We start from the raw sequence: 12626 nt of genomic DNA, 5'->3' as shown, positions 1-12626 counted from the left end.
TCTAATTTGTGAGGTGGGATTACATGAAATTTGCGATTACGTCAAAAGGAGATGCGAAATCGAATACTTTAATGCAAAGGATGCGGACGTATCTTCAGGACTTTCATTTGGATTATGACGAAGATCAGCCGGATATTGTCATTTCTGTCGGTGGTGATGGCACCTTATTATATGCTTTTCACCGTTATAAGAATCGATTGGATAAAACCGCCTTTGTCGGTGTACATACAGGACATCTTGGTTTTTATGCGGATTGGACCCCTGATGAAATTGAAAAATTGGTGATAGCTTTAGCGAAAACCCCATTTCAAATAGTCGAATATCCACTGCTCGAAACGATTGTCCGTTATCAGCATGGAGGGCGGGAAGCCAGATTTTTGGCTTTGAATGAATCGACGGTCAAAAGTGTAGAAGGGACGCTCGTCATGGACGTTGAAATACGCGGCCAGCATTTCGAGACATTCCGTGGTGATGGTTTATGCATTGCGACTCCATCTGGTAGCACGGCGTATAATAAGGCGCTTGGCGGGGCCATCGTCCATCCATCAATTGATGCCATCCAGATCACCGAATTGGCATCCATTAACAACCGGGTGTTTAGGACGGTGGGATCTCCACTTCTGCTGCCGGCACATCATACGTGTATGTTCAGGCCGGTCAATGCGGTCAATTTTCAAATTACGGTCGACCATTTGTCCTTGCTTCAGGAGAATGTAAAGTCGATACAGTGCCGAGTGGCAGATGAAAAGATCCGATTTGCCAGATTCCGCCCTTTTCCTTTCTGGAAAAGAGTGCATGATTCATTTATTGCTAATTAAGGAGATAGGTTCATCTCATGTCAAATCAAAACTTTTCTTTGACCTGGTCGGTTTTTGAAGAGGATTCTGGCTCTTTATTGCGAGAGTTTCTCAGCAAATGCGATATTTCAAAACGAGCATTAACGGATATTAAGTTTAAAGGTGGGTATATCCAGTTGAACGGTAAAGAAGTAACCGTACGGGAACGGATTGAAACGGGCGACATCGTCACCGTCATATTTCCGCCGGAACAGGCAAGCGAAGGCCTTTTGCCGGAACCCATCCCCCTGAACGTAAGATATGAAGATGAGTTTGTATTGGTGGTGGCCAAGCCCCCTTCCATGAATACCATTCCTTCCCGCGAGCATCCCAACGGCAGTCTGGCGAATGGCTTGGCGGGTTATTATAGGAAGAGGGGAATACAGGCGACGATCCATATAGTTACACGTCTTGACCGGGACACATCAGGTTTGGTTTTAATCGCCAAGCACCGGCATATCCATCACCTTTTAAGTGAACAGCAAAAATCAGGACAGGTTAAACGGAGATACCAAGCGGTAGCAGAAGGGATCGTTGAAGGACCTGTAGGGGAGATAGTGGCGCCAATCGGGCGTAAATCGACCAGCATCATTGAACGGGAGGTTAGGGAGGATGGCCGGTATGCCTGTACCTTATTTAAGGTATTGGCACACACAGAGTCCCATACATTCCTTAATTTGGAACTCAGGACAGGGCGTACACATCAAATCAGGGTCCATATGGCGCATATTGGTCACCCGCTGGCCGGTGATGATTTATATGGAGGGAATAGGAGAGGTATCCCTCGCCAAGCCCTTCATTGTTTTGAATTGAAATTTTTACATCCTTTCACCAAGAAGATGATGGTGTTTCAAGAAGAGTTACCAGAAGATATGACCAGTTTGCTCGAGGGAAGTAAAGGATGGGATTCCTGACTTTATACCCGGGACGCATTAATCTAAGATTATGAGTTAAATCCATATACGAAAAAAAACTCACCAAGATGGCGAGTTTTTTTGGTTAATCGAAAGATGTCCTGAATTTTTCCGCAATATATGGCATGGAAGAAGGCACATCTTGAAGATCCATTTCGGGATAACGGACAGCCGTCAGTTTTCCACCGAAGACGCAGCCTGTATCAATATTATAAGTCTGATTGACTCGTCTGGCTTGAGGGACTGGTGTATGTCCATATACGATCCATGGTTTCCCTTTGTATGATTGTGCCCAGTCTTTCCTGACAGGGGACCCATCGGGATGTTTGGAGCCATTGATATCACCATATAGGACAAAGGTTTTGACCTTATTGCTATATTGGCCAATATAGTCACCGCGAATTCCTGCATGGGCAATGATCAATCGCCCTTCATCAATGAGTTGATAAAGTGGGGAACGTTCATACAGATCCATGAATTTTTTTCGGATCTTCTTTTGCTCCCGAATGTTCAGTGATTCATATTCGGCTACAGTAGTCTCCAAACCGTGTGATATTTGAACTTTATTGCCTGAAAAATAACGATACAATTTATTGCAGTGGTTACCTGGGGCATATCTTGCTATATTTTGGTTAATGACTAATTCATGGACAACCTCTATTACTTGAAGGGAATTTGGGCCGCGATCGGTTAAATCTCCTACAAAGCCGAGAATCCTTCCAGAGGGATGTACAGGAAACCCAGTCTCCCATGTATAGCCCATTTTTTCGGTCAGCTGCCTTAATTCAGCGAAACATCCATGAATGTCCCCTATGATATCGATGTTCATTTGACACACCCTTTGTTTGTTTTGTATATGTTTATGGTATTAGTATAGTATTATTTAAAAAAATAAAATATAAACGAGAAAATGAAAAAATATGTTTTAGGAGGTGTATGGTTATGGAGGAGATGAAGGACTGGGAGCGGGAGAGCAGTCAAATGAATAACGAACTTTTGCTTGAAGCGCTTAAAACGGAAAGTCTAGATCAGTTTCGTACGGAGTTCCTTGAAATGCATCCATATGATCAGGCTCAATTTTATACAAGCTTGACAGATGAATTCAGATCCGTCGTTTACACATATTTGTCACCGGAAGAAATGGCGGACCTTTTTGAAAATATAGAAATTGATGAAGAGGATTACGAAAGCCTATTGGCTGAAATGAATCCTTCTTACGCAGCAGATATGCTTTCCCATATGTATGCGGATGATGCGGCTGACGTCCTGAATGAAATCAATGATGAGCAGGCCGTCAGCTATTTGACCATCATGGATGATGAAGCGGCAAGTGAGATTCAGGAGCTTCTGAACTATGAGGAATCTACGGCGGGAAGTATCATGACGACAGAATTCATTGCCATTGAAGCAAATGAAACCGCTCGATCAGCCATGCAGATCTTAAAAAGGGAAGCTCCGGAAGCGGAAACGATTTATTATGTGTTCGTTACCGATCAGGATAAGAAGCTGCTCGGTGTTTTATCGCTCAGGACATTGATCATTGCTGAAGAAGATGCTTTAATCGGTGATTTAATGGATGACAGGGTAGTTTCCGTACCTGTATCTGAAGATCAGGAAGAGGTGGCACGAAAAATCAGGGATTATAACTTCCTTGCCGTGCCAGTCGTCGATTTCCAAAACCATTTGCTAGGGATAATAACGGTTGATGATATCATTGATGTCATGGATGAAGAGGCATCCGATGATTATTCTAAATTGGCAGGTATCTCTGATCTTGATCATGTTGATAAGAATCCATTTTCCGCTGCAAAAAAACGGCTGCCATGGTTGGTCATCCTCTTATTTTTAGGCTTGCTGACTGCGAGTTTGATCGGCCGATTCGAAGAGACACTAAGCCAAAAAGCGATTCTTGCCGTATTTATTCCATTGATTGGGGGCATGGCAGGAAATACGGGAACACAAGCATTGGCAGTAGCGGTCAGAGGAATCGCAACAGGTGAATTAGAACAGGAAAGCAAGTGGAAACTGGTCCTTAGAGAGGCTGGAACTGGGCTTATTATTGGGATGACATGTGGAATTGCCATCACTTTCATTGTCTATTTTTGGCAAGGTGATTTAATGCTGGGGTTATTGGTCGGTGTTTCCATCTTCATAACCCTGATCGTTGCCACACTTGCCGGTTCAATTGTCCCGCTTCTCATGCATAAAATGAAAATCGACCCAGCGGTAGCTTCAGGTCCTTTCATTACAACAATCAATGACCTTATCAGTATTCTTATTTATTTCGGATTGGCAACTTTATTAATGGGCTATTTGCTATAAGCCAAGTGAGGCCCTCTTGAAGGGCTATTCCCACAGGACTTTAGAAAACGGTGTTTTTATCAAAGGAATTTTGATATACTATCATTAGTAGCAGGTACTAATAACTTGTATTAAAAATAGGAGGTCACATACGATGACTTTTTCATTAGAGGGAAAAACGTTTGTCATAATGGGTGTAGCGAATAAAAGAAGTATTGCATGGGGAGTTGCCCGTTCCTTACATAAAGCAGGTGCAAAGCTGATCTTCACTTACGGAAAAGACCGTACGGAAAAAAGCGTTAAGGAACTATCTTCTACATTGGAAGGGGAACCTTCCGTTATTTTACAATGTGATGTAACGAAGGATGAAAGCATTGATAAATGTTTTGGGACGATTAAGGAAGAAACAGGTATCATTCATGGCGTGGTACACAGTGTCGCATTCGCCAACAAAGAAGAGCTGGACGGCGAGTTCGTGAACACGAGCCGTGAAGGGTTCTTGCTTGCCCATAATATCAGTTCATTTTCGTTGACGGCTGTAGCTAAAGCGGCGAAGGAAATCATGCCGGAAGGCGGCAGCATCGTCACAATGACGTATCTTGGCGGTGAACGGGTCATGCCGAATTATAATGTAATGGGAGTGGCCAAGGCCTCTCTTGAAGCCAATGTCCGTTATCTGTCAAGTGATCTAGGCAAAGATAACATCCGTGTGAATGCAATTTCGGCAGGACCTATCCGTACCTTATCCGCTAAAGGTGTCCGTGACTTCAATACAATTTTAAAGAAGATTGAAGAAGAAGCACCGCTCCGCCGTACAACGACTCCAGAAGAAGTAGGGGATACGGCAGTATTTTTATTAAGTGATATGTCCCGCGGAATCACCGGGGAAAATATCCATGTGGATTCCGGTTACCATATAATCGGATGACAGTAAAAAAGGGGGCCGATATCGGTCCCCTTTTTTTACTGATTTTCCACTCCTTAGTCTCTCTGGCCTTCAAAGATAGGAGATAATTTTTGTTTACCGGTATCTTGAAGTTCAACCTCAATCCAAATTGATCTGAGCGAATCATCATCCAAAGGGATCATTCCTTCGCTCTCCATTCTTTTCCAAGCTTCACTATCATGCCGATAGAGTAGTTTAGAGAGTTTGAATAGCTCGATATCTCTTTTCTGTGTATATTGATATGTTTTTTTTATCTCTTTTTTGATGGAGCGTTTTATTTCAGATTCATATTGTTGACGGGTTATATCATTTTTTATCATTTCCACACTTGCCTTGACTTTTAAATTCACATCAAATCGGACTTTCCCGTTTCTCTCGATGATAGGAGTGATTTTTGACTTTTTATCGTAAAGGATGACAGATGCATCCTTTTTTGTTCCGGCGAAAAGGGTTACACTATCACGAACGAAATCTTTATTGACCAATCGACCCCCATTCATTACGTTCTTAGGCAGGAAATCTTTAATTTTATTTTTGGAAATGATCGTTACACTTTCAATTAATAATGACTTCTCCTTTTTATCCTGACCGCTCCATTGTTCAGTTATTTTTAACTCTGGAATGGCTACCTGATAAGCAGGTTCATCCAGTTGAATGATAATTTCCCTAAGATTAATGGGCGGGATGAAGGAACTTTGATGATAGTTATCATCTGGATCACTCAATTTTGAAAATGCGATGGAGATATTTTCAATGGGAGAAATGAGCATGGCATCTTTTATTGAATCTTTCGTCATGAAAAAGTAAACCCGATAGCGTGTTTCACGGTAACGATCCAAAAAATCAACTGTATATTTGAGTCCGCCCATATTAAGCGCTTCTTCAGAAAAAATCACAAATGAGAGGTGTCCCCAATAAATTCGCCGATCGACCGTATGATATAAATTGAATAATGCTTCTTCCAACGTGTTTCCAGTAGCTGTTCCAACATCAGCTGCGCTAAGTGAACTTGGGTCACCACCGGATTCTGATTTGGCTAATCCTTTCATATTTATTATTTGAAGATGAACGATGATTTTGCCGTTTTTATAATCGATGCCTAAACCATTCGCATACACGAGGCGTTCCGGTTCATTGGAATCCCAGCAGCCAGTGAGAAAGAAAACACATAATAAAAAAATGAGAGCGCTTTTCGTTTTTTTCATTTATGTCCTTCCTCACCTTTCTTCGTGGGATCTTTCGAAGAAAAGATGGATGGGCGTCTTTTATCCGAGGAGGAAGGAATGCGAAAAAGTGTCTTGACCATGTTGGACATACTCAGGTTAGCGGAAACTTCCATATAAGGAACTCCTAATATCCGGATATTACTTACATATGCACATAAAAATAGAGCTAGTAGAATAAATGCGAAAAGTCCCAAAAATGAAGCGGATATAATGGCCACGAGTCTTATCAAGCTGATGACGCCTATGATCGATTGATTGACGAGAGTGAAAGTGGCGACTGCCGAACCGGCTATGACTACAAGCATGGCCGGACTTGTTAAACCGGAACGGATGGCGGCATCCCCGATGATCAAGGCGCCCAATACACTTAATGTAGATCCTATCGAAGTGGGGAGGCGCATCCCCGCTTCTTTGAATATTTCAAAGACGATTACCATGGTAATGGCCTCCAGTGCGGTTGGAAGTGGAAGACCCCTTCTGGACTCCACTACCGTGGCAAGTAATATCAGCGGGAGCTGGTCTTGATGAAAGGTTGTTAAAGCGACCCAAAAACCTGGTAATAAAGCAGCAATAAATATGCCGAATAATCGAAGGATCCTTTCAAATGAAGCGTAAATGGTCGTGTATTCATTATCTTCGGATGTTTTTAAGACAATGAAGAGGTTAATTGGTGTAATCATGGTATAGGCAACACCATCAATTAAAATTAAAATCCTTCCTTTTAACAGGCATTGTACGGCAAAATCCGGCTTTCCCGAATAGTCATGCCTTGGAAAAAGTAACGAAGGATGCTCTTCGATCAATTCCATAAATTGATTGCCTCCATATATCCCATCCACATCAATTGCTTCAATTTTCCGAGATATTTCCTGAACCATATCAGGATTAGATATGTCATCCATAAATAAAACAGCGACTTTAGTCAAAGTTCTCCTGCCCACCTCGAAATATTTAACACTCAAGGAGTTTGTTCGCATTCGCTTACGGTTCAATGCGACATTAATGGATAAATCCTCTATGAAATTATCTCTAGGGCCTTTAATGGTGACTTCGGCAGATGTTTCCTCAGGGCTGCGTTGGGGACGCTTAGAAATATTAGCGGATAATAAATATTCGAATCCCTCAAAATGAAGAATTAACTTCCCAGAGTAGATATCTGCAAATAACTCTTCACTTGTATTTACTTCTGTTAGTTGAGGAAGGTAAAGGGAATCCTTTAAGTCCTCGATAGTCAATTTGCCCTTTGGGTACTTTTGAAAAAATAAAGTTAACCTTTCAAAAACCAGATTATTTAACAGTTCAGTATCGATAAGCCCTTCACATCCTATTAATGTGACTTTAAGGGGAAACTCATTACGGTAAAGACTGCTTTGAAAATAAACATCACCTGAATTTTCGAATATTTTTCTTAAATCGGATTCTTTTTTTATATCGAGTTTTTCTATGTTGTCCTTCTTACTTTTCGGATTGGACAGTTGCTTTTTGGTTTTCTTGAACATCGGATGTTGTCCTCCTTTTACTACGGTTGTTGAAGAATATAAAAATGCTTAAGAGGATGGAAACCGCTAAAAAGAACCAGAACGTAATCGGCATGACATATACTCTTATAATGTGATATAAAATTACATCACTGAAGCTGTATGCGTTGGAAAGGAACAGGATGATTGAATAAACAATGAGCAATATAGTTTTGCTTCGCTTTTTTGTAAGTGATAGCACTTCAAGTGATAAGAATAAGAAAAACGATACTCTTATGAACGCTCCGGTTAACCATTGGTAAATCGAGAGGAAATCAAGGTGTTCAATGAATCTTCCTAAAGTTACCAATCCCCATTGTTCAAAAGCCGGATACTTTTGTCTGGAAGCCTCCAACGGACCGAATTCCGTAATGGAACCAATTAGGGGACCAAGGATTAGCCATGTAAGGATAATGGCATTTAAGGCAAATACCTTGAATTTTATTTTGCCATGAACTTTTTGCTGCATGAATAGTATGACAATCAACTCAATAAGCCCGGACAAAGGATAAATCATGCCAGAAAAAACTGGAGACCATCCATTTTCCATGATGGGCTTTAATAGTGAATAATCCTTAAATTGGATATTTGTTATCGCTACAAAAAAACCAAAAACGATAACGGCAGTCAGTACGAATGTGTTCGTGATAACTATCGTTTGGATATTTGTGGAGGCAAGGAAAAAACATAAACCAATAAAAAGGATGATTTCGAGAATTGGCGGAGTTACGGGTAAATAAGATACCTTTGTCCAAACAATCATTTCTTTCAATGACACGGCAGCTAAAGAAGCGAAAAAGATACTCATGGCAAAGGATAAAATTTTGCCTGGAGCCTTTCCGATATTCAATTCAACCCATACAAATACGTTGGTCTGATAGGTGGCTTTGTGAATGTATGACAAAAGTAAACACCAAATCATTATCAAACCAAAAGCAAGCAGTACGGAAATCCACCCATCCCGTTTAGCACTTGATAGTAAATGAGGAAGAATTGTTACATGATTTTTTAAACCGACGGCCGTCATTACGATTAAAGATAATTGTACGGTTGAAATCTTTCCACTTTTTTTCATCTCGGATCTCCTTTGTTACCCATTATTTATTAGTTTTCTCCACCAATCCCCAACATATCCAAGATGAGTTGATGTCCTTCTTTTTTAGGGAGCGGCACTTCTCCAGCATAAAGAAGGGTGAATCTCATATAAATGATACATAGAGCTGATATTCATTGTTTGCGAGAATCGGCAAAAACCTGCTTTCAACCCTATTCGTGAAAAAGAAGGAGGGGAATCATGGACGTGAAGAAAGTTGGTCTGCCTTGTGTTGTCGGAAAAAAAACCATACACAATCCGCTAAAGAGACATATTAATTTGAATGAAAAAAATATCAGCACTTCATATACTGCCGAGGAATTGGTGGAGCTATTGTCCCGGCTTCCAGCCTTTGCACCTAAACCTGTTTGTAAGTTCATCATCAATGACCGTACACTGTTTGGAAAATTGGAACAAAAAAAAGAATCCAGTTTGTTCATAAGGCATAAATTCGGGAAAAAAGTGGTCCAATACCATATGGAGCAGCTGCAGTCTGTGGATATCCTGAAATATTAAGGAGGGTTTTCATGTCAGAGAAAAATGGCGATAAGGAATCCAAACCACTTTTATATGTTGATCAAGCAAAAATATCTGATCAGCGTGGGAATATGCAACGTGATTTTCGAACCAAAAAAGCTACATCTCAAGACAGCGTTGAGCCTGAACCCGAACTACAGGAAGCCGATCAAAAAGAAGAAAAAATCGAAAAAGTCAAACGGGAATTCGGTGTTTACGATGCCATGATGGAAATTGAAAAAGAGATTTCGGGATTAAGGAAAATCACCGAACAATATGTTCCTGAGCATGCTCCGGTTGAACAAATGGAACGTCCTGAACAACTAGAAGAAGAAAAAGAAAAACCAGTTAAGAGGAAAAGAAAAAAAGTGGAGAAGAAAGAATCTTCCCGCGACATCATTTCCCGCCTATCCAATCATCAAGGTTTTCCAAAGCCATTATGTCAGGCTACTGTTAAAGGAAAAACGATTCAGTTTCATGTGTTGGGAATGAAGGGGGAATCAGTGAAGATAAAAAGAGGGAACCATATTCGTTTCGTTGGCCTGCCGGATATCATCGATGCCAAAATAATTGAAGAACCCAAGTGAAGGAGCAATAATAAATGTTTCTCCCACAAAATGGATTTACCTTATTTATAATATTAGGTTTGGCTTCCTTCAGGCTGACACGCTTGATCGTTTTCGATAAAATCATGGAGCCGCTGCGCCGCCCCTTTTTTAATGAGATAGAGGAAAAAAATGAAGAAGGGGAAGTCGAAATATTTTTAATTCCCAAGGAGAAGGGCCTGCTTGGCTGGATTGGTCAATTGCTTAGCTGTTATTGGTGTGTGGGTGTCTGGGTAAGCCTTTTTCTGGTCTTTCTCTATATCCAATATTGGTTTATTGGTGACGTATTGATAGTAATCCTTGCCGTAGCAGCAGTAGGCGCAATCATTGAGGTCATAATCAGCAAAATTATGGACATTTGATTGGAAACAACTTGTCTCTTCGTTCATATAGTATGGTATAGATCTTAAAGGAGGAGTCATAAATTGAATCAGAAACAGAATCCATGGGCTTATGCAAAACCGATTAAAAAAGATCAACCGATCAAAATCAAGAAAGACTGTGGCTGTAATAATAACAATAAAAATAAAGGCTATTGAGTGAAAAAACCTTTCCATTTCGGAAAGGTTTTTTTATTTCCTAATCCTACCATTCATAAAAAAACAGTTAAACAAGAAAATAACAATAGAACGAAAAATTAGGATGTGAATCTATGTTCAGACGAGAAAGATATTTTAAGGGCAGCTTGCTGGTTTTTCTGGTTGTTTTGTGTGTGCTTACTGGTTGCAGCAATAAGAATGATGGGAAAACGGAAAATTTAGCAATGATTAAACGTACGAATCCTGAACCGATGGATATCATTAATGGAATGGATGGGAAAGATGAAAAGGGATTGATCTCAAAGGTCAAGGAAACAGTTGCTAATGAAGACACCATCTATGACGTGATCGTCGTGAAAAACGAAAAAAAGATTATCGTCGCATATAAAGTTAAGCACCTGCAACGTTTTCATATGAAGAAAATTGAAAAGACCGTGACTGAAAATCTGGAAGAGAAGTTTCCCGATCATGATTTTATCGTATCTAGCGATTATAAAATCTTTTTGGAATCTGTAAGATTGAACGAGTTACTAAAAGAAAAAGATGTACCCGAGAAAAAGGCAAGGAAGAAGTTCAAGGAAATTGAAGAACTTCAAAAAGAATTAATTTAGAAGAGAGGTTCAGCTATGAGCGGCAAGGAGAAAACGACCCCACAGCAGAATGCGTATCAAGAGCTCCAAGGGAAGCATGAAATTAAAAGACCAGTCGTGAAGAATTGTTTGAAAGCCTTTTTAGTAGGTGGCATTTTCTGCATGGTGGGACAAGCCATTTCCTATTTCTATATTTACTTTTTTAACTTTACGGAACAGACTGCCGGAGGTCCTACAACTGCCACCATGGTGTTCCTGGCTCTTTTGATGACCGGTTTCGGATTTTACGACCGCATTGGCCAGTTTGCCGGGGCAGGAAGTGCCGTCCCTGTTACAGGATTCGGTAATGCAGTCATTTCGGCAGCAATCGAACATCGGACGGAAGGTTTTGTACTTGGCGTTGGATCCAATATGTTTAAATTGGCCGGATCTGTCATTTTATTTGGAGTATTTTCAGCCTTTGTCGTGGCGTTGATAAAAACAATTTATCAAATGATTGGGGGCTAAGCGGTGTTAAAGGGAGAACAAACATGGATGTTTACCAATAAACCGGTCATCTTGGAAACAGGGGTAACAGGAGGGCCATTTGAATCAAATGGAGAAATCGCGGGTGATTTCGATATCCTTTATGACGATCTGTGGATGGAGCAGGATTCATATGAGAAGGCACATCGACATTTGATGGAAAAAGCGGTTGAGCTTGCATTGGAAAAAGGTAAGATCAACAAGGAACAAGTGCAATTTTTTTTGGCGGGTGATTTAATCAATCAGATTACCCCTACAAGCTTTGCGGCCAGAACGAATGGAATTCCATATTTCGGCTTGTTTGGAGCCTGTTCCACTTCGATGGAAGGGTTAGCTCTAGCAGCCTTCATCACGAATTATGGCGGGGCTAACTATGTGTTGACAGGCGCCTCGAGCCACAATGCAGCTGTAGAAAAACAATTTCGCTATCCAACTGAATATGGAGGGCAAAAACCACCAACAGCTCAATGGACGATAACAGGAGCGGGGGTGGCGCTGGTTGCTCCTGATGGAAGCAAGCAAGGGGAATTTCCCCATATTGTCTCGGCCACTATCGGAAAGGTCATTGATATGGGATTGAAAGATCCTTTCAATATGGGGGGAGCGATGGCCCCGGCGGCCGTCGATACGATACTTGCCCATTTCAAAGATACTGGTTTGACCCCGGATGATTATGATTTCATCTTTACTGGTGATTTAGGTCAAATAGGGAGGGAGACAGCCATTGACTTATTAAAGCAAAAGGGCTGTGACATCAATCAGGAAAAATTCAAGGATTGCGGATTGATGATTTTTAAAAAGAATCAGCCTGTTTTGGCTGGCGGGAGCGGTGCGGGATGTTCGGCAGTGGTTTTATACGGTCATATATTAAATGGGATGATTTCTGGTAAATATAAAAAAATCCTGCTTGTCGCAACAGGTGCATTATTGTCACCACTTTCCGTCCAGCAAAAAGATACGATTCCGTGCATTGCCCATGCGGTGGCCATTGAATATGGGATGAGTTCATGAAAAAGGA

The 12626-nt window shown here is 41.0% G+C and carries 14 protein-coding genes; 10 read left to right on the top strand and 4 right to left on the bottom strand.

Annotation, left to right across the window (positions count from 1 at the left end; translation table 11 throughout):
- Positions 1–23: 23 nt before the first annotated feature.
- Both ACQKNS_RS06565 and ACQKNS_RS06560 read left to right on the top strand, forming a co-directional pair.
- A complete protein-coding gene (locus ACQKNS_RS06565; protein WP_427641703.1) occupies positions 24–818 on the top strand; it encodes an NAD kinase in 795 nt (264 codons plus the stop codon).
- Between the two features lie 17 nt (positions 819–835).
- Positions 836–1750 carry an RluA family pseudouridine synthase gene (locus ACQKNS_RS06560; RefSeq protein ID WP_427641702.1) on the top strand — a complete coding sequence of 305 codons (915 nt, stop codon included), beginning with the start codon at positions 836–838 and terminating at the stop codon, positions 1748–1750.
- Positions 1751–1835: 85 nt separating this feature from the next.
- Here the strand turns inward: ACQKNS_RS06560 and prpE are convergent, their stop codons facing one another.
- Positions 1836–2579, bottom strand: a complete 744-nt coding sequence (gene prpE, locus ACQKNS_RS06555) for a bis(5'-nucleosyl)-tetraphosphatase PrpE (RefSeq protein ID WP_427641701.1) — start codon at positions 2577–2579, stop codon at positions 1836–1838.
- A 122-nt stretch (positions 2580–2701) separates the two neighbouring features.
- Between prpE and mgtE the strand changes: the two genes are divergently transcribed.
- Complete coding sequence (gene mgtE / locus ACQKNS_RS06550; RefSeq protein ID WP_427642156.1) at positions 2702–4072, top strand: magnesium transporter; 1371 nt, start codon at positions 2702–2704, stop codon at positions 4070–4072.
- A gap of 133 nt (positions 4073–4205) precedes the next feature.
- Entirely contained in the window at positions 4206–4979 is a 774-nt protein-coding gene (gene fabI / locus ACQKNS_RS06545) for an enoyl-ACP reductase FabI (protein WP_427641700.1), read from the top strand.
- 53 nt (positions 4980–5032) lie between these two features.
- Here fabI and ACQKNS_RS06540 read toward each other — a convergent pair whose 3' ends face one another.
- From ACQKNS_RS06540 to ACQKNS_RS06530, 3 genes are read right to left on the bottom strand one after another with little or no spacing between them, the layout of a single operon-like run.
- Entirely contained in the window at positions 5033–6202 is a 1170-nt protein-coding gene (locus ACQKNS_RS06540) for a Ger(x)C family spore germination protein (protein ID WP_427641699.1), read from the bottom strand.
- Positions 6199–7722 carry a spore germination protein gene (locus tag ACQKNS_RS06535; RefSeq protein WP_427641698.1) on the bottom strand — a complete coding sequence of 508 codons (1524 nt, stop codon included), beginning with the start codon at positions 7720–7722 and terminating at the stop codon, positions 6199–6201. Before ACQKNS_RS06535 ends, ACQKNS_RS06540 begins: the two co-directional genes overlap by 4 nt.
- Positions 7679–8815, bottom strand: coding sequence for a GerAB/ArcD/ProY family transporter (locus ACQKNS_RS06530; protein ID WP_427641697.1), 1137 nt, complete (start codon positions 8813–8815; stop codon positions 7679–7681). The genes ACQKNS_RS06535 and ACQKNS_RS06530 overlap by 44 nt, the downstream gene beginning before the upstream one ends.
- 219 nt (positions 8816–9034) lie before the next feature.
- Here ACQKNS_RS06530 and ACQKNS_RS06525 point away from each other — a divergent pair, with 219 nt between their 5' ends.
- The 6 genes from ACQKNS_RS06525 (at position 9035) to spoVAD (ending at position 12619) form a co-directional block, all read left to right on the top strand.
- Positions 9035–9349, top strand: coding sequence for a hypothetical protein (locus ACQKNS_RS06525; RefSeq protein WP_427641696.1), 315 nt, complete (start codon positions 9035–9037; stop codon positions 9347–9349).
- Positions 9350–9360: 11 nt separating this feature from the next.
- Positions 9361–9936: a hypothetical protein gene (locus ACQKNS_RS06520; RefSeq protein WP_427641695.1), complete on the top strand. Its 576-nt coding sequence runs from the start codon at positions 9361–9363 to the stop codon at positions 9934–9936.
- Positions 9937–9950: 14 nt separating this feature from the next.
- Complete coding sequence (locus tag ACQKNS_RS06515; RefSeq protein ID WP_427641694.1) at positions 9951–10316, top strand: DUF1360 domain-containing protein; 366 nt, start codon at positions 9951–9953, stop codon at positions 10314–10316.
- A gap of 290 nt (positions 10317–10606) precedes the next feature.
- Positions 10607–11104, top strand: coding sequence for a sporulation protein (locus tag ACQKNS_RS06510; RefSeq protein ID WP_427641693.1), 498 nt, complete (start codon positions 10607–10609; stop codon positions 11102–11104).
- A 15-nt stretch (positions 11105–11119) separates the two neighbouring features.
- Complete coding sequence (spoVAC, locus tag ACQKNS_RS06505; protein ID WP_427641692.1) at positions 11120–11590, top strand: stage V sporulation protein AC; 471 nt, start codon at positions 11120–11122, stop codon at positions 11588–11590.
- A 3-nt stretch (positions 11591–11593) separates the two neighbouring features.
- Positions 11594–12619, top strand: coding sequence for a stage V sporulation protein AD (gene spoVAD, locus ACQKNS_RS06500; RefSeq protein WP_427641691.1), 1026 nt, complete (start codon positions 11594–11596; stop codon positions 12617–12619).
- Positions 12620–12626 lie beyond the last annotated feature (7 nt).

Origin of the sequence: Peribacillus sp. NPDC094092, assembly GCF_050279365.1 — a bacterium.
GTDB lineage: Bacteria > Bacillota > Bacilli > Bacillales > DSM-1321 > Peribacillus.
This window is presented reverse-complemented; position numbering and strand designations above follow the sequence as displayed.